Origin of the sequence: Avibacterium volantium (assembly GCF_049366555.1) — a bacterium.
Classification (GTDB): domain Bacteria; phylum Pseudomonadota; class Gammaproteobacteria; order Enterobacterales; family Pasteurellaceae; genus Avibacterium; species Avibacterium volantium_A.
Map to the genome: position 1 here is coordinate 20,425 of NZ_JBMMGT010000001.1, position 25,632 is coordinate 46,056.

The window sequence follows — 25,632 nt, forward strand, 5'->3', positions numbered from 1 at the left end:
GGAGAACCTATGAAAACGAGCTTATTTCCAAAGCTGAGCCTATTAACTGCCTGCGTTATTGCAGGCAGTGTTAATGCGGCGAATTATGCGTGGGATTTTTTTGAAAATGCACAGCCACCAGCTTATTTAACGGTAACCAATGGGCAAGTTGCGCCGAGTACGTTGCATTACAAGGATGGTAAGCAGGCGTTGCATTGGCAATTCGAGCCAAAAGGGCGGTTGGTTTTTGCGCAAAATTTAGATTTTTCGCAAAATGACGATATTTTACCGCAAACCTTTATGCTATGGCTTTATAACGATAAAGCCTTAAAGCAGCCTTTGCAATTTGCCTTTGAACAAAATGGTCAGGTGAAAAAATCCTTTAAAATTAATTTGGATTTTGTCGGCTGGCGTGGTATTGCCGTGCCGTTTCGTGATATGCAAGGCGAAAAGGTAACAAGCCTCGATAAATTGGTGATCCAAGCGCCTAATGAAGCGGGATCGCTTTATTTAGATCAGCTTTTATTCAACGTACCAGTAGATAATCGCTACCCGATTCCTGATTATCAAGCAGATTTTGTTAATCCAACGGCAAGTACCGCAGTAAATAAAAACTGGAATGCCTTATTAATGAATGATCAACGTTTGAGCCAAATTTACCCACATTTAGATTTTAATGCCAAACTTCATTCTGATCCAAAAATTGAAAGTATTTATCAGCGTTTTGAACAAGTACTCAATATTTCAGAAACGAAGAAAAGTGCGGTGGATTTTTCAGCGATTTTGAAAAAATACCAAGCTTTTAATATCAGTGAAAAAGATGGGGTAATTCAAGGTGCAATCTTAGATTTTCCTGCTCGTCAAAAATTTATGAAAAATGATCAGGTATTTAGTAAACAAGAGCAAGCTTTTTTACTGAATTCCATTTCAATGAGAGAGCTAGGAAAAGTGATGCTGGAAAGTGCAAAAGCGTTACGAATGGGCGAGCTTACACCAGAACAACGTCAGCAATTAGAAAATCAATTCTTACTTGCGACTCGTTATCTATTTGACCAAGGTTTTGTGCGAGGGAGCAGTATTCAAATTGTGAGCCATATGGGGTATCAGAATCGAGAAATTTTTGATGCTTGGTTCTTAATGAGGGATTTATTATCTCAGCAAGGACTGCTTGAGCAAGCACAGGGTGCAATGGCGTGGTTTAGTGGGGCTGGACGTATTTTTGAACCAGATAGCAGTATTGTAGAAGCGAATGTAGATATTCTTAATACGCAACTGCAATGGATGTTAAAAAGTATTTTATTATTACCTAATGAAAATCAACGTGCTGGGCTTTTAAAACAGTTTTCACATTGGTTGAGTACGACTGTTTTACAATCTCAAGGGGTTGCCGGTGGGTTTAAGCCTGATGGTTCAATGTTCCACCATTCACAGCATTATACAGCCTATGGAAAAGATGCGTTTACAGGGCTCTCTCCTGTTGTTTATGCAATTAGTGGAACACCTTATGCACTCACTCAAGAGGCGAAAAAACGTCTTGATGATGTGCTGTATAAAATGTGGGTTTACACTAAAAATGGCAATATCCCAATTGTCATAAGTGGGCGTCACCCAACAGGGAAATTCTCTATCGCCTCTTCACCATTTAAATGGTTTGCTTTGATCGGAGATGAAAAAACGGGCGAAAAAATTAACCGCACTTTTGCTTCTATTTATGCTGCCTTAGAACATAAAGAGGAATTTGAAGGCGTACCTGCAGCGGCAGAACCCACTGGGGCGTGGACGATGAATTATGCTTCAATGGTGGTGCAACGCCGTCATCAAGCCGATCCAAAACTGTCTTGGCTTGCCATTGCGCGCGGCTTTAGCCGTTATTTAGTCGGCAATGAATCCTACGAAAAAAACAATTTGTACGGACGTTATATGTCCTACGGTGCGTTAGAAATCATTCCTGAGCATTTCAATGATCGTGGCTATCGCTATGACGGTTGGGACTGGAATCGTTTCCCTGGCACCACAACCATTCATCTGCCATACCCTGAGTTAAGAGCCAAATTATCACAGCTCCCAGCCGCAGGATTGGAAGAAATGCTGCTTTCTACCGAAACCTACGCAGGTGGAACGGATCTGCATAATAATAGTATGTATGCAATGAAATTGCGCGGCCATAGCAAATATCAGCAAGAATCCTTGTTCGCGAAAAAATCCTACTTCCTTTTTGATAATCAAATTATCGCCTTAGGATCGGATATTCGTAATGATGACAAACAGCACGCAACGGAAACCACCTTGTTCCAGCATAATGTCGCGGATCTCAAGCCAATGTTTATCAATGGAAAACCATTGGTAACCTTAGGGACAGTGGAAGAATTATCCGGCCCTGTTACCTTGGCAGATCCTGCGGGCAACCGCTATTATGTGAGCGCAGGGCAAAAATTGACGGTGCGTTATCAAGAACAAGAATCTGTTGATGACCGCAACGATAAGCCAACCCAAGGCAAATTTGCTAGTGCAGTGTTAGATCACGGCAAAGCACCAGAAAATGGGCAATATGAATATGCTGTACTCATTGCACCAAACGCTGATGAAGGAGCGGATTACCAAAAATTATCCCACAGCAGCAAATTGCACGCGGTACGCGATAAACGTAGTGGTCAAGAAGGCTATGCCTATTTTGAAGCGGAGCAAAAAGACGTAGGCGGTGTATTGCTTGGGGCAAGCCAACCGCTAATGGCAATGGCTCAACAAGGCAACGAAGCAGGCAAGGATTATCTTGATCTGTCTATTGTGAACCCTGATTTCGCTTTTTATCAAGGCACGGAAGAAGATCAAGTGAAAGACGGAAAACAAGTGGAAGTGAGCATTTATTCCCGCACTTGGCGTAAAACCCCTTCCCAGCCACAGCATTCTAGTGTAACGGCAAAAGGCAAATGGCAACTCGTCCAAGCCAGCCAATGCGCCAAAGCTGAAGTGAAAGGGGAAAACACCTTAGTTTCCACCCAAACCACAGACGCAACCCCTTGTAAGGTGAGATTGATTGCCGTGAAATAACAGATAAAAATCCACGAAAAAAATACCGCACTTTATTAAGTGCGGTATTTTTTTCAAATTTTTAATTAAAGCACTTTTACAATGCTTTCGCAGAGATAACGGATGTTATCTTCGGTGATGCCGGCAACGTTGATACGGCCTGAGCGAACGGCGTAAATAGCGAATTCTTCTTTTAAGCGATCCACTTGTTCTGGGGTTAAGCCGCTGAAAGAGAACATACCATTTTGTTGTTCGATAAAGCTGAAGTCTTGCTGTGCGCCGTATTCTCTTAATAATTCCACGAATTTATGACGCATTTCTTTGATGCGGTTGCGCATTTCGGCAAGCTCGCCAGTCCATTCTTCTCTTAATGCAGGATCAGCCAACACGATGGCTACGGTGGAAGCACCGTGAGAAGCGGGGTTAGAGTAGAGTGTACGGATAATGGATTTCACTTGGGTTAGTGCAGTAGCGGCGATTTCTGCAGTTTCTGCCACTAAAGTGAATGCGCCGACACGTTCGTTATATAAACCGAAGTTTTTAGAATAAGAACTTGCGATCAGTAACTCTTTGTGATTTGCCGCAAAGGTGCGTAAGCCAAAGGCATCTTCTTCTAAGCCGTTAGCCAGTCCTTGATAAGCGAAGTCGAATAGCGGTAACCAACCATTTTTAGCAGACATTTCCGCCAGTTGTTGCCACTGTTCAGGGGTTGGATCGATCCCCGTAGGGTTGTGGCAGCAGCCGTGTAATAATACCACATCGCCTTCGCCTGCATTGCTTAAATCGGCAATTAGGTTATCCCAGTCTAAGGCTTTGCGTTCTGCATCATAATAGCGATATTCACGAATGGTGATCCCTACCGCATTAAAAATCGCATTGTGGTTTGGCCAAGTTGGTGTGCTGATCCACACGTTTTGTGCTTTAGTTTGGCGTTTGATAAATTCTGCGGCAATGCGTAATGCCCCTGTGCCACCAAGGCTTTGTACAGTTTTGGCACGCCCTTGTTTCACAATGTCAGAATGTTCACCGAACAACACGCCTTGCGTACGCGCATTGAAATCGGCAACGCCGTCAATAGAAAGATAATTTTTGGTGGTTTCTACATCAAACAAGCGTTGTTCGGCAGCTTTCACCGCTTTCATAATGGGGGTGTTGCCTTTGGCATCTTTATATACACCAATCCCTAAGTTGATTTTGTTAGCTCGATCATCTGCTTTAAACGCTTCACCTAAACCTAAAATTGGATCGGCAGGAGCCGCATTAATATGTTCAAACATAGTCATTATCCTTCTAATGTTGTGTTTTGTTGTTAATAATGCGATTTCCTTTTTGTAAAGAAAATCCTGTGCCAAGTTATACTTGAGAATTAACCCTTTTCGCAAGTATTTATTGATACTAAATAGGCTTTCTTCTTAAGAAAGCCAATATTTATTCAAAAATTACAATAATTATTTAGATAATTTCAATTTTTCTTTCGCCCAAGTTAAACCAGATTGATAATCTTGTGGCAGTTGTTGCGCAAATTGATCTAATAAACGCATTAATTCCTGGCGATTTGGGTGAGCTAAATTAATATGCCCCACCTTGCGTCCTTCACGCACTTCTTTGCCATACCAATGTAGCTGGCTAAACGGTATATTGAGCCATTGGGGATTATGTGCCGTGCCAATCAAATTAATCATCACCGCAGGCATAGTGCTAACTAATTCTGGTGTAGGTAAATCCAGCAAGGCACGCAAATGTAATTCAAATTGGCTAATAGAACAGCCCAGTTGCGTCCAATGTCCGCTATTATGAACCCGTGGCGCAAGCTCGTTAATCAATAACTTATCGCCCACCACAAAACATTCCATTGCCATCACGCCGATATAATCCAACTTGTGCATTATTTTGGCTAGCATTGCCTCCGCTTGTTGTTGAAAAAGGGATTGTTTCCTAAGTGAAGGATCGACTACGCTATAACGTAGAATGCCGTTTTGTTGTAAATTGTGGGTAACAGGATAAAAACGGGTTGAGCCGTCTTTAAATCTTGCTCCCACGAGGGAAATTTCACCGTCAAAAGGAATAAATTTTTCCGCGATCACTTGCCCAAATAATTCATCGCCAATCAGATCTTGATTTTCTTGCGTGATGATCCACTGACCACGTCCGTCATAGCCGCCAGTACGGCGTTTCACCACCACTTTCTCACCAATTTGTTGCCAAATATCTTGCCATTGAGAAGCAGAATGAATGAGTGTCCAAGGAGAAGTGGGAAGATTGAGCTCATCAAGAAGCGATTTTTGTGAAAGGCGATCGGCAAGCAAGCCAAAAACGGAACGATTAATAAACTGCGGATGATTGGCTAATTTCTCTGTCAGCGGGGTGCTTTCCCAACGCTCAATTTCTGCAGTAATCAGGCCGTTCTCTTGCGGCTCAAACACAGGGGCATTGAAAGGCAAGGGCTCGACCTGAATATCTAAAGGCGCGCCAGCATAACGTAGCATTCGCCCAAGCTGCCCATTACCTAAGACATAAATGACGGGATATAAAGCACTTTTTTGCATTATAAATCCTTGATGATGTTGGTTAAAAGAATAATGTTGCACGCAAAGTGCGGTGTATTTTTTGCTTATTTTTCTGTATTTTCAGCGTTGCTTTCCGCTTCTTCTCGTTCATCTTCATTTTGTTTTAACAGACGAGAAATCGCACTTAAATAAGAAATTTCCAAGGTTTCACGGCTCGTTGCCATCACCCCTTGATCAATCAAATAGCCGTCATTCACATCATAAACCCAGCCGTGTAAGGAAAGTTTCTTTCCCCTTTTCCACGCAGATTGCACAATAGAAGAACGCCCAAGGTTATAAACTTGCTCCGCCACATTCAGCTTGGTCAGCATATCTGCCCGTTTTTCTGGCGGAAGTTTACCCAATAAATGGCTATGTTTAAACCAAATATCACGAATATGTAGCAACCAATTATTAATCAAGCCTAAATCTTGTTCCGACATCGCCGCCTTTATCCCACCGCAGTTGGTATGTCCACAAATGATAATATGCTCAATATCCAACACGTCCACCGCATATTGCACCACGGAAAGACAATTCAAATCCGTATGAATAACCTGATTGCCTACGTTGCGATGCACGAAAAGTTCACCCGGCCCTAGGTTAGTGAGTTTTTCTGCCGGTACACGGCTATCAGAGCAACCAATCCATAGATAACTCGGTTTTTGATGATCCGCCAGTTCACGAAAGTAGTCAGAGTTTTCCTCTTTCATCCGTGTTGCCCAACTGTAATTATTGGCGAAAAGTTGCTCAATCTTTTTCATTGAAATACTCCAAAATTAACGGGAACACAGTATAGCGAATTATCAAGAAAGGGTAAATTAATCAGTGAGGAATAAACAACAGGTATGAGCTGATAAAACAAGAGCGGTGAAAAATGTTGAAATTTTTCACCGCTCTTTTGGGGGGCTAAATAAAAGTTGCCTTGTAGTAAATAGCTATAAACCTTTCTTAATTTCTTATAAAATAACTTATAAGATAAGTCTAAATCACAAATGTTGAGCCAAAATGAAAACTTTAATTATCCAGCCTAAGGCTTTAAAACAACTGCGTCGCATTCCCGAGCGTTCTGTTATTATTGATAAATGTGAAGAATTAAAGCAATTTCCTTTGTGTGCTAATATGTGAAATCCTTAATTAATCATAAATACCCTTATCGCTTCCGTGTGGGGCGTTATCGGGTATTTTTCCAGTTGATTGGCGACGCATTAAGCGTGGTCTCCATTGAAGAGGTGAAAAAACGCGATGAACGCACTTACTAATATCCAATATATTAACGATGAGCAAGGCAACCCCGCTTTTGCCGTTGTGCCGCTTGCAACCTTAGAGTGGTTAAAAAGCAAAGCGGGTTTGAAAAATCCCCTTGATACCGGTGTCCCTTATGAGGTTGCAGCGCTTGCACTTAAACAGGATATTTCTGCCGTGCGGGCGTGGAGAGAATATTTAAATCTCACTCAAGCCGAGGTTGCAGATCGCCTTGGGGTATCGCAATCCGCGTATTGCCAGTATGAAAATGCCACTCGCCTGCGCAAAAGCACTAAACAGAAAATTGCTGATGAGTTAAATCTTCATCTTGAGCAATTGGATTTTTAATTCTCTTGGGAAAATTAAATGCAAAAGAGCGGTGAAAAATGTTGAATTTTCCACCGCTCTTTTATTTTAGCATTGACGCTGATTTACAACGTTGCACCTTTCATCGCTTTCACGAACTGAGCCAGTTCGCTTAAGCATTTTGCGTGGTTGTCTAAATTGCGTTCGATGATTTTGACTGTGGCAGAGCCAGAAATCGCACCGGCTGCGCCAAGTTGTAATGCTTCTTTCACTTGTTGCGGTTGGGCGATGCCGAAGCCTTGTAAAATTGGCGGGGCTTGGTGGGCTTTAAGCTGTTCTACTAGCGTATCTAAATTGGCGGCGTGGCTTTGGTTTTCGGCACTGGTTACGCCTGCACGGGAAACTAAATAGGTGTAGCCTTCACTGTGTTGGGCAACGCCTTTGATTGTGGCTTCATCTGCATTGGGTGGACAGATAAACACGGGTTGTATACCGTGTTTTTTTGCTGCACTAATGTAAGGCTTTGCAGCAAATAAGGGAATATCTGCCACAAGCACGGCATCTACGCCTACCTCTGCACAGCGTTGATAGAAATGATCTAGTCCTTGTGCATAAATCAAATTAGCACAGAGCAATAAGCTGATTGGAATTTCAGGATATTTCGACCGCACTTTAGCTAGCAAGGCAAAACTTTCCGCCGTGCTACAACCTGCGTTTAATGCACGGTTATTCGCTGCTTGGATCACGGGGCCGTCTAATAAGGGATCAGAAAAAGGGAAGCCTAATTCAAGTGCGTCTGCGCCGTTATCCACAAGGGTACAGATAATTTCAAATGAGCGATCGAAATCAGGATCGCAGAGGGTTACAAATGGCACGAATGCCCCTTGCTGTTTGGTGTTAAGTTGGGCGAATAAGGTTTCAAAACGGCTCATTAGATTTTCCCCTTTTCCGTTAAAATTTTGTCCACAGTGAAAATATCTTTATCACCGCGTCCCGATAAATTCACGACAATGAGTTGCTCTTTTTCTGGATTTTGTTGGATTAATTTCAACGCATAGGCTAAGGCGTGCGAGCTTTCCAACGCGGGGATAATGCCCTCGTGCTTCGCCAGTGCTTGGAATGCGTCAAGGGCTTCATCATCGGTAATGCTTTCATATTCCGCACGTCCGATAGCGTGCAAGTGAGCGTGTTGTGGCCCCACGGAAGGAAAATCTAAGCCCGCTGAAATGCTGTAAGACTCTTCAATTTGCCCATCTTCTGTTTGCATAATTGGCGATTTCATTCCGAAATAAATGCCTACTTTGCCGTGGCGAAGTGGCGCACCGTGCTGCCCTGTGGCAATGCCTTTGCCCGCTGGCTCAATGCCGATTAAACGTACATTCGCCTCATCAATAAAATCCGCAAACATTCCAATCGCATTTGAGCCACCGCCCACCGCCGCGATAATCACATCAGGCAAACGCCCTTCTTTTTCCAAAATTTGACGTTTGGTTTCTTCCCCGATCATCTTTTGGAACTCACGCACAATAGTTGGGAAAGGGTGAGGCCCTGCCGCCGTGCCAAGTAAATAGTGAGTGGTATCATAATTAGCCGACCAATCTCGCATCGCCTCGCAACAAGCATCTTTGAGCGAGCAAGATCCTTTCTCCACCGGCACGACTTCCGCCCCCATTAGACGCATACGGAACACGTTTGGCGATTGGCGTTCCACGTCTTTCGCCCCCATATAAATCCGACAAGGCATATCCAACATTGCACAAGCAAGTGCGGTGGCAACCCCGTGCTGACCAGCCCCTGTTTCGGCGATAATGCGCGTTTTGCCTATTCGTTTGGCGAGCAAAATTTGCCCTAATACTTGGTTGGTTTTGTGTGCACCGCCGTGCAATAAATCTTCCCGTTTTAGGTAAAGTTTGGTTTTTGTGCCTTTGGTAAGATTACGGCACAGGGTCAATGCTGTTGGACGACCCGCGTAGTTTTTGAGTAAATCTTGAAATTCGGCTTGAAATTCGGGATCGGATTGCGCATCCACGAAAGCCTGCTCCAGTTGTTTTAGCACTGGCACGAGGATTTCTGGCACGTACATTCCGCCAAATTCGCCGAAATAAGGATTAAGTTGCGTTTCTGACATAATCGTTATCGTTCCTTTTACTTAATAATCTAAAATTTGTTTAAATAATTGCGCCAATTTAGTGGCATCTTTCACGCCTGCGCTGCTTTCTGCCCCTGAATTAATATCCAACCCTAAGCAATGTTGTGATAGGGCAAGGGCTAAATTTTCCTGATTAATGCCACCAGCGAGCATTGCATTATCTTTGATTTCAGCAGGAATGAGCGACCAATCAAAGGCTTGCCCCGTGCCGCCTTGCTGGTTAGCGAGCTGGCTGTCTAACACATAGCGATCAACTTGAGAAATTGGCTCAATTTTCACCGCACTTTGTTTTTCTAATGGCACAGAAACAGCTTGCCAAATTTGACATTGGGAAGGTAGCCGTGAGCGAAGTTGCGTGATAAATTCCGCATTTTCACAACCGTGTAACTGCACCGCAAAGAGATTTAATTGTGAGGCGATTTTTACAATAAAATCAATCTCTTGATTTTGAAATACGCCGACAAAATGCAACGGTGCTTGCGTCACAAGTTCTTGCGCTTGGCGTAACGAAAGTTTGCGTTTTGAGCTTTCCGCAAAAATCAATCCGCCATATAACGCGCCTTGGTTGTACACCGCTTGCACATCTTGCGGACGAGTTAAACCGCACACTTTATTTTCGCCAAAAATCACCGCTCGCACCGCATTATTCAAATCAAGGCTTCCCATTAAGCTACTGCCGATTAAAAAGCCGTTCACATAAGGTTTTAATTGCTGAACTTGTTGATGATAATAAATGCCTGATTCACTAATCACAATGCGATCCGCAGGAATTTGGCGAGCGAGCGGTGGCGTGCGACCAAGATCCACAGAAAGATCGTGTAAATCACGGTTATTAATCCCGATCACTTTCGCATTCAAAGCAATGGCACGTTCTAATTCTTGCTGATTGGAGGTTTCCGTTAGCACGCCCATTCCTAATTCGTGGGCTAAATCTGCCAGTTGTACATAGGTGTCATCGTCCAACACGGAAAGCATTAGTAAAATCGCGTCCGCTTGATGATAGCGAGCCAAGTAAACCTGATAAGGGCTAATCATAAAATCTTTACACAACACGGGCTGGCTCACCTGATTACGCACTTGTTGAATGTAAGCAAAATCCCCTTGGAAATATTTTTCGTCCGTCAGCACGGAAATTGCCGTTGCATAATGTTTATACACTTGGGCGATTTCATCAAGGTTAAAATCCGCACGAATCAAACCTTTAGAGGGCGAGGCTTTTTTACATTCCAAAATATAAGCGGGGCGTTGGTGTGTGCCTTGTGCCAATGCCTGATAAAAAGAGCGGTCGGATTTTTCAATGTTTTTTTCAAAATCCTGCAATGGGAAGGATTGGGATTTCTCCGCCACCCATTGCATTTTATCTTGCACGATTTTCTGTAAAATCGTTGGAGTTTGGTTGTTGATATTCATTGTTTTTTCTCGTTTTTATTCTACCGCACGCAATGCGACTAAGGTTTCAAAGGCTTTGCCCGTGGCAAGCACATCAAGCACTTTCTCGGCGTTATTTTTGAGATCTTCATAGCCGAATAATTTCATTAATAGCGCTGTGTTCATTGCTACGGCTTGGGCGTGTTCTGCCTTGCCTTTGCCTTGTAAAAGTGCGGTCAAAATTTTTGCATTTTCTTCAGGTTCGCCACCACGCAGGCTTTCTAATGGTTGTGGCTCAAAGCCGAAATCATAAGGGCTTAGGCTGTAACGTTCAATTTTACCATCACGAATTTCCGCTACTTCTGTTTTGCCGTGAATGGCCACTTCGTCTAACCCCGCCCCGTGTACCACAATGCTATGTTTATGCCCCAATCGCACAGCGGTTTCCGCATAAGGCTGAATGAGATCAGGTGAATAGACCCCTAATAATTGATGTTTTGGGCGAGCGGGGTTACACAATGGCCCTAAAATATTGAAAATGGTGCGTGTTTTTAGCGCTTGGCGAACTGGTACGGCGTGCTTAAAGCCGGGGTGATATTGCTGCGCGAATAGAAAGCAAATGCCAATTTCATCAAGGGCTTGGCGTGCTTGTTCGGCACTGATATTGATATTTACCCCTAAGGCACTTAGTACATCGCTTGCGCCTGTTTTGCTCGATACACTACGGTTGCCGTGTTTCGCTACTTTTAAGCCACAAGCTGCGCCAACAATGGCGGAAGCGGTGGAAATATTAATGGTGTTTGCGCCATCGCCGCCTGTACCAACAATATCCGCAAAGGCATAATCAGGCGTAGGGAAGCTATTGGCATTGGCGAGTACGGCATTCACCGCACCGCTGATTTCTTCCGCCGTTTCGCCACGCAATTTTAATGCGATTAAGGCAGCAGCTAATTGTTTATTGCTCAATTCCCCTTGCAACACCGCATTGAACAGGGTTTCCGCTTGGGTTTGAGTTAAAGGTTGTTTCTCAAAAAGTTGGTTAAGAAGTTGTTCTGTTTGCATAGGGTATTCCTTTTCTTTTTATTAAAGCATAAGTGCGGTGCTTTTTTCTTAAATTTAACGATAAATGCTGTAACTGAGATCTTTGGCTTCATCACCTGTCATTCCGCGAAATCCCCAGCAGTGGGCAGGTTGCTCTTTGATAGTGATTTCCACGTCAATCGGGGCGAGATTGAGTTTATTTTCGAGTTCGCAAAATAGCATTTTAATTAAACGTTTTTTGGTAAATTCTGTGCGCCCTTGCATTAAATTAATTTCAATGGCGGTGAAATCTTGGCTGCGTCCGCTTGGAAGATACAAATCGTCCGCGTCTGCGCCTTGGAAATAAATAAAATGTTTACCTGCTGGAATGTCCATTTCTAGGTTCAAACAATGATAAATAATTTCCGCAAGCTGGGCTTTGCGTGAATTAAGACGTTCTTTTAATCCATAAACAATAATCATCGGTTTATCCTTAATCGCGATTGAGCAACCAGTTTACTGAATTTTCCAACAATTTTCCCCCTTGCACGGTGAGAATGCTTTCAGGGTGGAATTGAAAACCGCAAATCGGCAGCGTTTTGTGGCGAATTGCCATAATAATGCCGTTATATTCTGCGTTTACGATAAACTCATCGGGCAAATTTTCGCCCATTAAGGAATGATAACGTGCCACAGGCATTGGGTTGCTTAAGCTTGCGAACATTGCTTGTTCATCGTGTTGAATATTAGACACCTTGCCGTGCAGCACTTCACCAGAATGTACCACATCGCCGCCAAAGGCTTCGATTAAGGCTTGATGCCCTAAACAGATGCCAATAATCGGCACTTTACCTTTAAGGCGTTGAATGAGTGGCAGCAAAATGCCCGCTTCTTGCGGATTGCCCGGCCCCGGTGAAAGCGCCAGAATGCTGTTTGGCTGCAATGCCATTTTTTCCACTAGCGCAATATCGCAATCATTACGGTAAATCTGCACTTGATGTCCCTGTGTGCGGAATTGATCCACCAAGTTATAGGTGAAAGAGTCAAAATTATCTAAAAAAACAATGTTAGCCATAATCTGTCCTTATTGAGCAAGCTGGTTGGTTTGCATAATTGCATTTATCACAGCACGGGCTTTGTGGCGCGTTTCGTCTGCTTCCATTTGCGGATCGGAATCCAGCACTTCACCGCAGCCAGCTTGGATATAAGCAATGTCGTTTTGCACAAAGGCAGAGCGGATCACAATACAGGTATCAAAATTGCCGTCAGATGAAAGATAGCCCACCGCACCGCCGTAGCTATGGCGTTTTTGTTGCTCCACTTGGTAGATTAATTGCATCGCTTTGATTTTTGGCGCCCCCGTGAGTGTGCCCATATTCATACAGGCTTGATAGGCGTGCAAGGCATCGAGTTCAGGGCGAAGTTTGCCCACCACGCGCGATACCAAGTGCATAATGTGCGAATAGCGATCCACCTGCATTAAATCTTTCACTTGGCGCGTGCCACTTTGGCAAACGCGAGCCACATCATTACGGGCTAAATCTACTAGCATTAAATGTTCCGCTAGCTCTTTTTTATCTAACCGTAATTCCAGTTCTAAACGCGCGTCTAATTCAGGATCGATATTGCCTTGGGCATCAAAGCCGCGTGGACGTGATCCTGCAATCGGATAGATTTCTAATTGGCGCGAATCTTGGCTATATTTCAACGCACTTTCAGGGGAAGCGCCAAATAAGGTGAAATCTTCGTCCTGCATATAAAACATATAAGGGCTTGGGTTGTTCACTTTTAATTGACGATAAGTGGCAAGGCTGTTTGGACAAGCCAAAGAAAAACGGCGCGAAGGCACGATTTGGAACACATCACCAATATTGATATGGTGTTTTAAGCGGCGAATAATTTCTTTGAATGACTCATCTTCAATGTTTACACTCACTTCCGTGGAAGCTGGTTGAATCATTAAGTGCGGTTCAATTTTTTGTAATTTTTGCCTAATTTGCACCGCACTTTGTTCTGTGGCGGAAAGCGTATTTTGATTAAAACAGAAAGTTTGTAGCTGAGCCTGCTGGCGTTGGTGATCAAGAATCAATAAATTTTCTGCTAAATAGAAAACGTAATCAGGACAGCTTAAGCCATCATTGTGCAGCACAATATTTTCCATTGGGATAAAATTCGCCACTAAATCATAGGCAAATAATCCACCAAGAAAAATCGGCGTTTCACTTGTTTTGTAAAGATCCGTTAAACAACGCAAACCGTCAAAAATTGTCGGCGCTTGTAATTTGCTGTCTTCATCTAAATTTGGGTTAAGCGGCGCAAATTCTGCGATCATTTGATTACCTTGGTGGGAAAGGTGCAGAGCAATCGGCTGCAATTTTTCTTGCACCAAAGGCAGCAGTGCCGCACCGTTTTCATTTAATGCAGTAAAGGTAACGCATTGCCCTAAGCAGCTGATTTTTAATGCAGCGTTAATTAATAACAGGCTTTTTAAGCTATTTTTGCTGCTGATTTCTGCTGATTCAAGTAACAGCGTATTTTTTTGATCTTGGCACAAGGTAGCAAATACCGCAGTGGGATCGCTGTGATAAGCCACTTCTTGTGAAAAAATGTGGAGAAAAGGCGTTGTCATTGGAATTCCTTTTTTGCATAAAATAATTTCGCACTATTAAACTAGTACAGAAGTGTTTTGTCAAGGATTGTTTTTTCTCAAAAAGGAAATTTTAGCCAGAATGGCTTGTTTCATTGATTTCGCCGATAAAAATAGAAAAAAATGTTGGTAAAGAATATTCCCCACCAACATTTTACATTTAGATGAATGCTAAAATTAGCCTTATTTCAAACTGCCCACCATATCTTCAGGGCGAACCCATTCGTCAAATTGCTCTGGGGTAACCAAGCCAAGATTAATGGCTTCTTCTTTTAATGTTGTACCATTTTTATGCGCAGTTTTTGCGATTTTTGCCGCATTTTCATAACCAATATGGGTATTTAACGCCGTTACCAACATTAAGGAGTTCTCAAGTTGTTGCTTAATGCGTGGGTGATTTGGTTCAATACCGCTTGCACAATGCTCATCGAACGATACACAAGCATCAGCCAATAACTGGGCAGATTGTAAGAAGTTATACGCCATTACAGGTTTGAATACGTTAAGTTGGAAATGCCCTTGTGAACCAGCAAAGGAAATGGTGGTGTCGTTACCTAACACTTGTGCGCAAACCATTGTGAGTGCTTCGCACTGCGTTGGGTTTACTTTGCCCGGCATAATGGAAGATCCTGGTTCATTTTCAGGAATTAAGATTTCACCAATGCCTGAGCGCGGGCCAGATGCCAATAAGCGAATATCGTTAGCAATTTTAAATAAGGATACCGCAAGCTGTTTTAATGCACCGTGGGTTTCCACAATGGCATCGTGGGTGGCGAGGGCTTCAAATTTGTTTTCTGCGGTGATAAACGGCAAGCCAGTGAATTTCGCAATGTATTCAGCCACTTTCACATCATAGCCTTTTGGCGTATTTAACCCTGTTCCTACCGCAGTTCCACCTAAAGCAAGTTGCGCAAGGTGTGGTAGGGTGTTTTTCAATGCACGCAAGCCGAAATCTAGTTGTGCGGCATAGGCAGAAAATTCTTGCCCAAGAGTGAGTGGTGTGGCGTCCATTAAGTGAGTACGCCCGATTTTCACCACGTCTTTAAAGGCTTCTGCTTTTGCTGCGAAGGTTTTTTGTAAGCGTTCAATGCAAGGAATCGTTACTTCTACCACTTTTTTATAGGCGGCAATGTGCATTGCAGTTGGATAAGTATCATTAGAAGATTGTGATTTATTCACATCATCATTTGGGTGAATAATGGATTTTTCCCCTAATTTTCCACCATTGATAACGTGCGCACGGTTAGCAATCACTTCATTTAGGTTCATATTGGATTGCGTACCTGAACCTGTTTGCCAAATCACCAAAGGGAATTGATCGTCAAGTTTATGGGCTAAAATTTCATCGCAGGCTTGCGCGATTAAATCGCGTTTTTCCACTGGCAATACGCCTAGCTCATTGTTTGCGTACGCAGCGGCTTTTTTCAAATAACCAAACGCCTCGATAATTTCGTGGGGCATTGATGCCGCAGGGCCAATTTTGAAATTGTTACGCGAACGTTCTGTTTGTGCCGCCCAGTATTTATCCGCTGGTACTTTCACTTCGCCCATAGTGTCTTTTTCAATACGAAATTCCATTCTAGTTACCTCAAATGATTGAATTAATAATAAGAAAACGCCTTGAGTTTAACACTTTGGGAGTAGGAATGGAACGTAAAGGGCAGGGCGAATTTTTTGTTTTGTGATATAGATCATAAAGAGCGGTAAGATTTTTTTGAATTTTTTGCTAGCGCAAAAATTAATGTTTTCTATTTCGCGGATTTTTCGTTAAAATTATGCGTTTAAAAATTTGATTTCATACAGGTAAAAGACGCATTTTTATGGCAAAGCAAGCACAGTTTTATATTTTACAAAAAACACAACCCAAAACACCATTGTCCGCAATGGAAACCTTGGCTTGTGATTTGGCTGCGCAAGCTTGGCGATTAGGCAAAAAAGTGCTGATTAGCTGCGAAAGTGAAGAGCAGGCTTTTCGCCTTGACGAAGCCCTATGGGCAAGAGAGCCAGAAGAATTTGTGCCGCATAATTTATCGGGCGAAATCACCCAATATGCCACGCCCATTGAAATTAGCTGGGCGGGAAAGCGTAACGCACAACGCCGTGAGCTGTTAATTAACTTACAAGCTCAAGTGCCTGATTTTGTTGCAAGTTTTACCCAAGTGATCGATTTTGTTCCGAGCGATGAAACGCAAAAAACCATTGCCCGTGAACGTTATAAACAATACCGCCAATTAGGCTGGCAGCTTAGCACGGAACAAGCCTGATGACGTGGAATGTGAAAACCTTTGCTGAACTCAGCACGGCAGAATTATTTGCCATTTACCAAGTTCGCACCGCCGTGTTTGTGGTGGAGCAACAATGTGCTTATCAAGAAGTGGATCATTGGGATCAAAGTGCGGTGCATTTTTGGCAAGAATTTGACAGTAAAATCTGTGCTTATTGTCGAATAATTCCACAGGATGACGGCATTCACATTGGCAGAGTGCTAATAGCAGAACAGGCCCGAGGCAAAGGCTTAGCCAAAGAATTAATGCAACAAGCCTTGGTTTATTGCCAACAGCATTGGGCAACAGAACCTGTGCTAATTCAAGCGCAAACTTATTTGCAAAATTTCTACCGTACTTTTGGTTTCCAGCCCACTTCGGCAGAATATTTAGAAGACGGCATACCGCATTTGGATATGAAGTTGGAGAAGAATAGATAATGAAACCAATGACAAAAGAAGAAATTATTGAGCAGCAACGGCAATTACACATTCTCTTTAAAGCGTGGATGGACGATAAAAAGACACGTGAAGTGCTAACATTTCAACGCCCTAATGGGGATATTGTCGATCATTATCCTGATGGGACGGAAGTTGTTATTGAGTATGCAAAAGCAAAATAATTTAGCCATTTTTTACTGTGGTACAAATGGGGCTGGTAAAACAACTTTGCGTGGATTTAACAAAGATTTCGTACAGATTGTGATTGATTCTGATCATATTGCAATGCGACTTAACCCTGATAATCCTCGTTTGGTAGATAGTCCAGCAGGTAGAGAAGCGATTGAGTTATTTAAGTTTGCGATTAACCAACAAATTTCGTTTTCTATGGAATCTACCTTATCGGGTAATTCCATTTTGCAACGTATTAAAGCAGCAAAAGAAAATGGCTTTTTTGTGCGATTAAATTATATTGGTGTTGATGGGGTTTCAATTAACATCAAGCGAGTAAAAGCCAGAGTAGCAAGCGGTGGACATTTTATTGATGAAGCAACTATCCGTAACCGTTACGACATCAGTTTGCAAAATTTAACGAAAATATTACCTCTTTGTGATGAAGTATTTATCTACGATAATTCAAGCGAAGCCCCAAATTTGGTTTTTCACATTAGCGACAATAAATTAACTCAATGGGTTGATGAGTTACCGAAGTGGTGTGAGGAAGTGAAAAAAACACTAGAAATTCCTAGCATAGCAAAGCCGTACTAGGTTACGCATAGTTCTGCCCCGCTAGGGCTGGATGTTAGAAAAGACAAAGAGCTACAGATGTAGTTCACTCAGTCAAAGGCTATACATAACTATGTATAGTCTGCTGTATGTGGGAAAACCTTCAGTCAATATTCTCATAGGAATATTTATATGGATTTAAAGAAAATATTTAAGGAATACCTTCCAATTGTTATCATGGCAGTTGGGACAACTTATACTGTTACACTAGCTATGATAAGCGATCAAAATGCAAGCTTGAAGGAAATAAATGGGAATTTAAAAGAGAAAAACACAGAGTTAGAGAAATCTCTGGAAAAATTAAAAGTAGATTTTAAGTCTATCAGTGATAAGAAAGAGTTTTTGGAAAAGAGCACAGATAAAGTAAAATCTGATCTTTCTGATAAAGATAAAATAAATAAAGAACTTGAAGAAAAAATTAAAAGTTTTAAATCTCAGTTAAGCTCTGAGAAGAATAAAACATTGAATCTATTAGAAATAAAAAGCAAATATGAAATAGTTCTTAGAGAGAAAAATGAACTATTAAAGTCAAATGATACTTTGAAAGAGGAATATACTAAACTTAACAACAACTATAAATTATTATTGGATAATTTTGATAAGCTGACCAATATAAGTAGAGAAATCGAGAAATTAGAATATAAAGAACAAGAGTATAGAGAATGTAATTATTTTATGCATCCTAAACCTAAGGAAATCATAGAACAATGTAAAGAAAATTTAAAATATACACAATCAGAGTTATCAAAACTTAGACAGAAACTACCATACTAATTTTATTAAGAGAAAACCAATGACTACAAACTTCCAAATGGCAGACCGTTTCGATGCGTCTGCAGTAGAACAAGCACTTTATAAACACTGGGAAGCGCAAGGCTATTTTAAACCAACAGAGAATCCGAATGTTCCAAGTTACTGCATTGCAATTCCTCCACCGAATGTAACAGGGAGTTTGCATATGGGACACGCTTTCCAGCAAACTTTGATGGATACGCTGATCCGTTTTCATCGTATGGAGGGGGATAACACCCTTTGGCAGGCGGGGACTGACCACGCAGGGATCGCTACGCAAATGGTGGTGGAACGTAAAATCGCAGCGGAAGAGGGCAAAACTCGCCACGATTACGGACGCGAAGCTTTTATCGAAAAAATTTGGGATTGGAAAGCCTATTCAGGTGGCACGATCAGCCAGCAAATGCGACGTTTGGGCAATTCCATTGATTGGGAACGTGAGCGTTTCACAATGGACGATGGTCTTTCTGATGCGGTGAAAGAAGTCTTTGTGCGTTTGCACGAAGAGGGCTTGATTTATCGTGGGAAACGCCTTGTAAACTGGGATCCTAAATTGCACACCGCCATTTCTGATCTAGAAGTAGAAAATAAAGAGAGCAAAGGCTCGCTCTGGCATTTCCGCTATCCATTGGCGAACGGTGAAAAAACGGCAGATGGCAAAGATTATTTAGTGGTTGCTACTACTCGTCCTGAAACAATGCTGGGCGATACCGCGGTGGCAGTTCACCCAGAAGATGAGCGTTATCAATCTCTTATCGGAAAAACCGTGATTTTACCGTTAGCAAACCGTGAAATTCCGATTATCGCTGATGATTATGTGGATCGTGAATTCGGTACAGGTGTGGTAAAAATCACCCCAGCACACGATTTCAACGACTACGAAGTGGGTAAGCGTCATCAGTTGCCAATGGTGAACGTGATGACTTTGAATGCGGATATTCGTGATGAAGCGGAAATTATCGGCGTAGATAATAAGCCGTTAGCGAATTATGTGGCGGAAATTCCTGAGAAATATCGTGGAATGGAGCGTTTTGCCGCACGTAAACAAATCGTGGCGGATTTCGAGGCTTTAGGCTTGTTGGAAGAAATCAAACCACACGATCTCAAAGTGCCCTATGGTGATCGGGGTGGCGTGCCGATTGAACCAATGCTGACCGATCAATGGTATGTGAGCGTGAAGCCATTGGCAGAGGTGGCAACCAAAGCGGTGGAAGAGGGCGAGATCCAATTCGTGCCGAAACAATATGAAAACCTTTATTTCTCGTGGATGCGTGATATTCAAGACTGGTGTATTTCTCGCCAACTTTGGTGGGGACACCGCATTCCTGCTTGGTATGATGAAGAAGGCAATATTTATGTGGCTCGCAGTGAAGAAGAAGTACGGTCAAAATATCACTTAAATTCTGATGTGAAACTCAAACAAGATGAAGATGTGCTAGACACTTGGTTCTCATCGGCGTTATGGACATTCTCTACACTTGGTTGGCCGCAGCAAACAAAAGAACTGAAAATGTTCCACCCAACAGATGTGTTAATCACCGGATTTGACATCATTTTCTTCTGGGTGGCACGAATGATTATGTTCACTATGCACTTCATCAAAGATGAAAATGGCAAACCGCAAGTGCCATTTAAAACCGTGTATGTAACAGGCTTAATTCGTGATGAAAACGGACAGAAGATGTCAAAATCAAAAGGTAACGTGCTTGATCCGATTGATATGATTGACGGCATTAGCCTTGATGATTTGTTAGAAAAACGCACCGGCAATATGATGCAGCCGCAGTTAGCGGAAAAAATCGCCAAAGCCACCCGCAAAGAGTTTGCCGACGGCATTGCGGCTCACGGTACTGATGCCTTGCGTTTCACCCTTGCCGCCCTTGCCAGCAATGGACGTGATATTAACTGGGATATGAAACGTTTGGAAGGCTACCGCAATTTCTGTAACAAGTTATGGAATGCAAGCCGCTTTGTTCTCACCAATGACAAATTGGATCTTTTAGAGGGTGAAGTGGAGTATAGCCTAGCGGATCGTTGGATCAATTCTGAGTTTAATCGTGCGGTGGAAGCGGTGCGCTCTGCATTCGCACAATATCGTTTTGACTTGGCGGCGAATGCTATTTATGAGTTCACTTGGGATCAGTTCTGCGACTGGTATTTGGAGCTGACTAAACCGGTATTTGCACAAGGCAGTGCTGCACAAAAACGTGGTGCAAGCCGTACCTTAGTGCGTGTATTGGAAAAATTATTGCGTTTAGCGCACCCAATTATTCCATTTATTACCGAAGAAATTTGGCAAAAAGTGAAAGGTTTTGCGGGTGTAAGTGGCGATACCATTATGCTACAACCTTATCCGCAGTATGAGCCGAGCCAAATTGATGAGCAAGCTGAACAGCAAATTGATTGGTTGAAAGAAATCATTATTGCTGTGCGTAATATCCGTGCAGAATGTAATATTGCACCAAGTAAAGGCTTAGACGCATTATTACGCCATTTAACGCCAGAACAGCAACAAATTCTTGCCGATAACTGCACATTATTAGCAAGTATGGCGAAATTAGACAGCGTTGAAGTGTTAAATGATGGGGTAGAAGCGCCATTCTCAGTAACCAAATTAGTTGGCAACACGGAACTTCTTATTCCAATGGCTGGCTTTATTGATAAAGCAACCGAGCTAGCACGCTTAACCAAAGAGCTAGAAAAACTCAACGGTGAAATTGCGCGTATTGAAAACAAATTGAGCAATGAAGCCTTTGTAGCGAAAGCCCCTGAGCAAGTGATTGCGAAAGAACGTGAAAAAATGCAAGGCTATCAAGAAGCGATTGCAAAAGTTCAAGCGCAATATCAGGCGATCGAAGCCCTTTAATTTCGAGCAAAAATATCCCTCTTTTCAGAGGGATATTTTTTAAATAGTGTTTTCTAATTAGAAAAATATGCTTTAAAATAGTCAATGATTATCTATTTTCTGTGATTGTTACGCTCTATGAAATTAAACTTCCCAACAATTCTGACCTTATTCCGTGTGGTGCTTATCCCATTTTTTGTCTTGGCGTTTTATCTCCCTTTTGCTTGGGCGCCATTTTTAACCACCGCGATCTTTTTTGTCGCTGCCGTTACAGACTGGTTTGATGGCTACTTAGCACGAAAATGGAATCAAAGCACGCCCTTTGGCGCATTTCTCGATCCCGTTGCGGACAAAGTGATGGTGGTTGCTGCACTGGTGTTAGTGGTGGAATATCAACACAGCTTTTGGGTAACCTTGCCTGCGATTGTAATGATCTCAAGGGAAATCATCGTTTCCGCCTTGCGCGAATGGATGGCGGAAATCGGCAGCCGTAGCAAAGTGGCCGTGTCTTGGCTTGGAAAAGTTAAAACCGCCTCACAAATGCTGGCATTAGGTGGATTGCTATGGCGTTATAATGTTTTAATGGAAATTGCAGGCATCGTATTCTTATATATCGCCGCGATTTTAACCGTGTGGTCAATGCTACAATATCTCAAAGCCGCAAAAGATAATTTATTAGAAGAATAAAATTCTCAAAAATTGCACCGCACTTGGGTTGAATAGATAATTAAGTGCGGTGTTTTTTTATGAGTTTTTTTGTGGAAGAGCCAAGCTAAAAATAATATCGAAGTGGAAATCATCAAGCTCTGCTTTCAAAATAAACGAATTTATAGAAAGTGAATTTTTTTTAGTCAATCAAATACAAAGTAAGAAATTTCTATTTGACTAATCATCGTAAATCCGTAAAATGCACCTCGTTGTTTAGCAAGACCGAATGGTTAGCTAAGTATGCGGGAATAGCTCAGTTGGTAGAGCACGACCTTGCCAAGGTCGGGGTCGCGAGTTCGAGCCTCGTTTCCCGCTCCAACGCCCGAGTGGTGAAATCGGTAGACACAAGGGATTTAAAATCCCTCGACTTTCGAGTCGTGGCGGTTCAAGTCCGCCCTCGGGCACCATTTGAAAAGTCAAATAAATCAATAAGATAGTCGCCAAGAGCGGCTTTTTTTATATCTGAAAATCAAAGTTGGGACTTTCCCCTATGTTGAAACTCACCCCTTTTCAATGGTCATCATTTAACTTTTTCGGTTTTTACTGTGCTTATGGCGTCATTGTGCCGTTTTTACCGATTTGGTTAGCACAGTATGGCTATGATGTGGAATTAATAGGCACATTGATTTCCCTTGGTTATCTGTGTCGTTTTGCCGGTGCTATTTTTTTTACTAAAAATGTTAGGCATCTTAATCAGTTGATTCCATTAAGTCGCCTTCTAACTTGGTTAAGTGTGTTGGTGCTGATAGCGGTGAGTTGGGCGGTACAATCATTGTGGTGGCTTATTCCTATTTTAGCGCTGTTTCATATGTTGAATGGCGGAATTATGCCTGTTTGCGATACCATTGCCACGAGTTGGCATCAGCAGTTAGGAATGGATTATGGCAAAAGCCGTTTATTTGGTTCATTAGCTTTTATTGTTGGCTCGATTACAGCGGGCTATTTGCTTGGTTGGCTAGGAAAAAGTGCAATTATCGGCATTATTATTGGTTATTTAGTTTTTTGGGGGCTGGGGATTAGTTTAAATCCTACACAAAGATTTAATCAGCAGGAAAAACAAGAGGCTGCGGTAACAGCAAGTTATCGTGAATTATTGCGAAATCCAACGACAATCAGAATGATTATTGCCACCGCCCTTATTCAGGGTTCACACGCGGCTTGTTATGCGTATGGCACGATTTATTGGTCTGCAAACGGTCTTAGCACTTCACAAATTAGTTGGCTGTGGAGTTTGGGTGTGGTTGCTGAAGTGGTATTTTTCTTCTTTTCTAAACATTTCTTTAGAACTTGGCAAATACATTATTTGACCTTGTTTTCAGCATTAGCTGCGATCATTCGCTGGACAACTATTGCTTACACAACAGATTTTACGCTGCTAATCTTCGTCCAAATGTTACACGCATTCACTTATGCAATGGGGCATTTTGCGATGATTCGTTATATCACTTCTCAGCCAAGCGAAACGATTCCAAAATTACAAGGGCTATATTTTGCAAGCTCTAGCTGTATTATGATGGCGCTTTTCACCTTTATTTCGGGATTGGTTTACCCAACTTCCGCACAAATGAGTTTTGTGCTGATGGCGATTTTTGTTCTACCTGCAATCTTCCTTGTACCGAAGAAATTTTCAAACCACCTAGAGGTGATTGAATAAAAAATAAGGCGATTTTCCATCGCCTTTAAAAATTCCTAAAATTTTCACCGCACTTTAGTTTTTATCTCTCACCACATTCAACGCCGAGAAACTTTGTGCTACGGGCATTATTTCAATGCGGTTGATATTAACGTGGGCGGGTTGTTGGTAGATCCATAGCACGGTGTTGGCGATGTCTATTGGCTCAATAGGGTGTACGTTGGCATAGACGCTGGCCGCTTTTCTGTCATCGCCTTTAAAACGTACATTAGAAAATTCAGTGCCGCCGCATAACCCTGGTTCTACATTGGTTACACGCACCTTAGTCCCAGCTAGATCAGCGCGTAAATTCAAGCTAAATTGTTCCACAAACGCCTTGGTTGCGCCGTAAACGTTGCCACCTGGGTAAGGATATGTGCCTGCGATTGAGCCTAAATTGATAATATGCCCTTGTTGGCGTTCCACCATTTGCGGTAGCACTTTGCGGGTGAGATAGGTTAAGCCCACAATGTTGGTGTTGATCATTGTTAGCCAATCGTCAAAATTAGCTTGGTGAGCTGGCTCTAAACCAAGCGCTAGCCCCGCATTATTTATCAATAAATCAATTTGTTGGAATGCTTCAGGAAGTTTGGAAAGTGCGCGATCAATTTCGCTTAAATTATTCATATCCATTTGTAATGGAAAGAAATTTTCGCCTAACTCTGCTTGCAACTTTTCCAGTTTTTCTAAACGGCGAGCCGCGCCAATCACTTTGTATCCTGCTTTAATAAACACTTCGCACATTGCTTTACCAAAGCCTGCCGATGCGCCTGTAATTAAAATCGCCATAATTCCCCCTATCTAGTTTAGTTGAGTTAAATATCCCTTACCTAAGGCATTCATTTGTCGCATAATCCAACGTTGTTTTTTCTGCACAAACGCGCTGGGTTTATTTGCTTTAAATATGATTGGATTAGGCAGCACCGCAGCTAATAACGCCGCTTCTTGCTGATTAAGCTGTTTCGCCGATTTTTTAAAATAGGCTTGGCTAGCGGCTTCAACGCCAAAAATGCCATTACCAAATTCAGCAATGTTTAAATAGACTTCTAAAATCCGTTTTTTTGACCAAAGCAGTTCTACCATTAAGGTGGTCGGTAATTCAATGCCCTTGCGTAGCCAGCTTTGTCCGTGCCATAGGTATAAATTTTTTATGGTTTGCTGTGAGATAGTCGAGCCGCCCCGCACTTTTGTCGATTTTTTATTGTATTTCAATGCCTTATCGATAGCGTCCCAATCAATCCCGTGATGCTGAGCAAATTTTTGATCTTCGGCGGCGATAACGGCTAATTGCATTTGCCACGAAATTTTATCTAAGCTGACCCATTGATATTTAATGGGGTAACTTTCACCGTTTAAAAGATGACTCACTTTCTGCTGTGCCATATAGGAAGAAAATGGCACAGGCACAACACGAAATAGCAAAGTTATGCCTAAAAAAGCCGCGAACGCATAGAAAGAATAACGCAAGATTCTTTGTTTTATGCGCTGCAACCATTTTGGCTTCTTATTCTTTCTGCCCATCAAGCTGTTCTTTTACCCATTGCATAAACTCAGGTGGCATTGTTTTGATCATATTTGATCCCCTTGTAATGGTTGCCGCGCTGGTGTTCAAATTTTGTTGAATTTCGCGTTGTGAGCAACGCTTATCTAATAACTGCGCCACAATTTGTAAACGTAAGCCCACCGCATCTCGTTCGTCTGCGGTGAGTAGCAGCGTGAGTAATTCTTGTTCTTTATTTTGTGCAAACGCAGTACGTAAAATCTCGATAAATGCCTGCCATTGATCCATATTTTTGCTCACATACATAGCTTTCTCCTAGGATTAAAACGTTTCACTG

The 25,632-nt window shown here is 42.4% G+C and carries 25 protein-coding genes and 2 tRNA genes; 13 read left to right on the forward strand and 14 right to left on the reverse strand.

What is annotated here, in order from left to right:
• Positions 1-9: 9 nt before the first annotated feature.
• The gene (locus tag ACLS0A_RS00090; RefSeq protein WP_416081918.1) at positions 10-3,027 is read left to right on the forward strand and encodes a chondroitinase family polysaccharide lyase; all 3,018 of its coding nucleotides are present in this window, start codon (positions 10-12) and stop codon (positions 3,025-3,027) included.
• 65 nt (positions 3,028-3,092) lie between these two features.
• On the opposite strand, the gene ACLS0A_RS00095 is transcribed toward ACLS0A_RS00090, so the two are convergent.
• From ACLS0A_RS00095 to can, 3 genes are all read right to left on the reverse strand, one after another.
• Positions 3,093-4,283, reverse strand: coding sequence for an amino acid aminotransferase (locus tag ACLS0A_RS00095; protein WP_115249833.1), 1,191 nt, complete (start codon positions 4,281-4,283; stop codon positions 3,093-3,095).
• Between the two features lie 171 nt (positions 4,284-4,454).
• On the reverse strand, positions 4,455-5,552 hold the full coding sequence (purK, locus tag ACLS0A_RS00100; protein ID WP_416081919.1) for a 5-(carboxyamino)imidazole ribonucleotide synthase: 1,098 nt from the start codon (positions 5,550-5,552) through the stop codon (positions 4,455-4,457).
• A 65-nt stretch (positions 5,553-5,617) separates the two neighbouring features.
• The gene (gene can / locus ACLS0A_RS00105) at positions 5,618-6,316 is read right to left on the reverse strand and encodes a carbonate dehydratase (protein ID WP_416081920.1); all 699 of its coding nucleotides are present in this window, start codon (positions 6,314-6,316) and stop codon (positions 5,618-5,620) included.
• A 360-nt stretch (positions 6,317-6,676) separates the two neighbouring features.
• Here can and ACLS0A_RS00110 point away from each other — a divergent pair, with 360 nt between their 5' ends.
• Both ACLS0A_RS00110 and ACLS0A_RS00115 read left to right on the forward strand, forming a co-directional pair.
• Positions 6,677-6,814: a type II toxin-antitoxin system RelE family toxin gene (locus ACLS0A_RS00110; protein WP_416081921.1), complete on the forward strand. Its 138-nt coding sequence runs from the start codon at positions 6,677-6,679 to the stop codon at positions 6,812-6,814.
• Positions 6,798-7,145 (forward strand): helix-turn-helix domain-containing protein, encoded by a 348-nt coding sequence (locus ACLS0A_RS00115; protein WP_416081922.1) that lies wholly within the window; start codon positions 6,798-6,800, stop codon positions 7,143-7,145. Before ACLS0A_RS00110 ends, ACLS0A_RS00115 begins: the two co-directional genes overlap by 17 nt.
• Positions 7,146-7,228: 83 nt before the next feature.
• Here the strand turns inward: ACLS0A_RS00115 and trpA are convergent, their stop codons facing one another.
• The 8 genes from trpA to fumC form a co-directional block, all read right to left on the reverse strand.
• On the reverse strand, positions 7,229-8,035 hold the full coding sequence (gene trpA / locus ACLS0A_RS00120; RefSeq protein ID WP_416081923.1) for a tryptophan synthase subunit alpha: 807 nt from the start codon (positions 8,033-8,035) through the stop codon (positions 7,229-7,231).
• Positions 8,035-9,231, reverse strand: a complete 1,197-nt coding sequence (gene trpB, locus ACLS0A_RS00125; RefSeq protein WP_416081924.1) for a tryptophan synthase subunit beta — start codon at positions 9,229-9,231, stop codon at positions 8,035-8,037. Before trpB ends, trpA begins: the two co-directional genes overlap by 1 nt.
• A gap of 21 nt (positions 9,232-9,252) precedes the next feature.
• A complete protein-coding gene (trpCF, locus tag ACLS0A_RS00130; protein WP_416081925.1) occupies positions 9,253-10,662 on the reverse strand; it encodes a bifunctional indole-3-glycerol-phosphate synthase TrpC/phosphoribosylanthranilate isomerase TrpF in 1,410 nt (469 codons plus the stop codon).
• 15 nt (positions 10,663-10,677) lie between these two features.
• Positions 10,678-11,682, reverse strand: a complete 1,005-nt coding sequence (gene trpD / locus ACLS0A_RS00135; RefSeq protein ID WP_416081926.1) for an anthranilate phosphoribosyltransferase — start codon at positions 11,680-11,682, stop codon at positions 10,678-10,680.
• 54 nt (positions 11,683-11,736) lie between these two features.
• A complete protein-coding gene (locus ACLS0A_RS00140; RefSeq protein WP_194750121.1) occupies positions 11,737-12,123 on the reverse strand; it encodes a tautomerase family protein in 387 nt (128 codons plus the stop codon).
• Between the two features lie 10 nt (positions 12,124-12,133).
• A complete protein-coding gene (locus tag ACLS0A_RS00145) occupies positions 12,134-12,715 on the reverse strand; it encodes an aminodeoxychorismate/anthranilate synthase component II (protein WP_416081927.1) in 582 nt (193 codons plus the stop codon).
• A 9-nt stretch (positions 12,716-12,724) separates the two neighbouring features.
• Positions 12,725-14,269 carry an anthranilate synthase component I gene (gene trpE / locus ACLS0A_RS00150; protein ID WP_416081928.1) on the reverse strand — a complete coding sequence of 515 codons (1,545 nt, stop codon included), beginning with the start codon at positions 14,267-14,269 and terminating at the stop codon, positions 12,725-12,727.
• A 201-nt stretch (positions 14,270-14,470) separates the two neighbouring features.
• Positions 14,471-15,865, reverse strand: a complete 1,395-nt coding sequence (gene fumC / locus ACLS0A_RS00155; RefSeq protein ID WP_416081929.1) for a class II fumarate hydratase — start codon at positions 15,863-15,865, stop codon at positions 14,471-14,473.
• Positions 15,866-16,107: 242 nt separating this feature from the next.
• Between fumC and ACLS0A_RS00160 the strand changes: the two genes are divergently transcribed.
• The 10 genes from ACLS0A_RS00160 to ACLS0A_RS00205 all read left to right on the forward strand — a co-directional run bounded on the left by ACLS0A_RS00160 (position 16,108) and on the right by ACLS0A_RS00205 (position 23,776).
• Positions 16,108-16,551 carry a DNA polymerase III subunit chi gene (locus tag ACLS0A_RS00160; protein ID WP_416081930.1) on the forward strand — a complete coding sequence of 148 codons (444 nt, stop codon included), beginning with the start codon at positions 16,108-16,110 and terminating at the stop codon, positions 16,549-16,551.
• Positions 16,551-16,991 carry a GNAT family N-acetyltransferase gene (locus ACLS0A_RS00165; protein ID WP_416081080.1) on the forward strand — a complete coding sequence of 147 codons (441 nt, stop codon included), beginning with the start codon at positions 16,551-16,553 and terminating at the stop codon, positions 16,989-16,991. Before ACLS0A_RS00160 ends, ACLS0A_RS00165 begins: the two co-directional genes overlap by 1 nt.
• On the forward strand, positions 16,991-17,173 hold the full coding sequence (locus tag ACLS0A_RS00170; RefSeq protein WP_416081110.1) for a hypothetical protein: 183 nt from the start codon (positions 16,991-16,993) through the stop codon (positions 17,171-17,173). Before ACLS0A_RS00165 ends, ACLS0A_RS00170 begins: the two co-directional genes overlap by 1 nt.
• Positions 17,157-17,759 (forward strand): zeta toxin family protein, encoded by a 603-nt coding sequence (locus ACLS0A_RS00175; protein ID WP_416081081.1) that lies wholly within the window; start codon positions 17,157-17,159, stop codon positions 17,757-17,759. Before ACLS0A_RS00170 ends, ACLS0A_RS00175 begins: the two co-directional genes overlap by 17 nt.
• A 150-nt stretch (positions 17,760-17,909) precedes the next feature.
• On the forward strand, positions 17,910-18,551 hold the full coding sequence (locus ACLS0A_RS00180) for a hypothetical protein (protein WP_416081082.1): 642 nt from the start codon (positions 17,910-17,912) through the stop codon (positions 18,549-18,551).
• A gap of 19 nt (positions 18,552-18,570) precedes the next feature.
• The gene (locus ACLS0A_RS00185) at positions 18,571-21,435 is read left to right on the forward strand and encodes a valine--tRNA ligase (protein ID WP_416081931.1); all 2,865 of its coding nucleotides are present in this window, start codon (positions 18,571-18,573) and stop codon (positions 21,433-21,435) included.
• Positions 21,436-21,552: 117 nt separating this feature from the next.
• Positions 21,553-22,101, forward strand: a complete 549-nt coding sequence (gene pgsA / locus ACLS0A_RS00190; RefSeq protein ID WP_103853160.1) for a CDP-diacylglycerol--glycerol-3-phosphate 3-phosphatidyltransferase — start codon at positions 21,553-21,555, stop codon at positions 22,099-22,101.
• A gap of 263 nt (positions 22,102-22,364) precedes the next feature.
• Positions 22,365-22,440, forward strand: a tRNA-Gly gene (locus ACLS0A_RS00195).
• 2 nt (positions 22,441-22,442) lie between these two features.
• Positions 22,443-22,529, forward strand: a tRNA-Leu gene (locus ACLS0A_RS00200).
• An 83-nt stretch (positions 22,530-22,612) separates the two neighbouring features.
• On the forward strand, positions 22,613-23,776 hold the full coding sequence (locus ACLS0A_RS00205) for a 3-phenylpropionate MFS transporter (RefSeq protein ID WP_416081932.1): 1,164 nt from the start codon (positions 22,613-22,615) through the stop codon (positions 23,774-23,776).
• Between the two features lie 54 nt (positions 23,777-23,830).
• Here the strand turns inward: ACLS0A_RS00205 and ACLS0A_RS00210 are convergent, their stop codons facing one another.
• From ACLS0A_RS00210 to trpR, 3 genes are read right to left on the reverse strand one after another with little or no spacing between them, the layout of a single operon-like run.
• Positions 23,831-24,583 (reverse strand): SDR family oxidoreductase, encoded by a 753-nt coding sequence (locus ACLS0A_RS00210; RefSeq protein ID WP_416081933.1) that lies wholly within the window; start codon positions 24,581-24,583, stop codon positions 23,831-23,833.
• A 12-nt stretch (positions 24,584-24,595) separates the two neighbouring features.
• A complete protein-coding gene (mtgA, locus tag ACLS0A_RS00215; RefSeq protein ID WP_103855536.1) occupies positions 24,596-25,315 on the reverse strand; it encodes a monofunctional biosynthetic peptidoglycan transglycosylase in 720 nt (239 codons plus the stop codon).
• Positions 25,299-25,601 (reverse strand): trp operon repressor, encoded by a 303-nt coding sequence (trpR, locus tag ACLS0A_RS00220; RefSeq protein ID WP_103852641.1) that lies wholly within the window; start codon positions 25,599-25,601, stop codon positions 25,299-25,301. Before trpR ends, mtgA begins: the two co-directional genes overlap by 17 nt.
• Positions 25,602-25,632 lie beyond the last annotated feature (31 nt).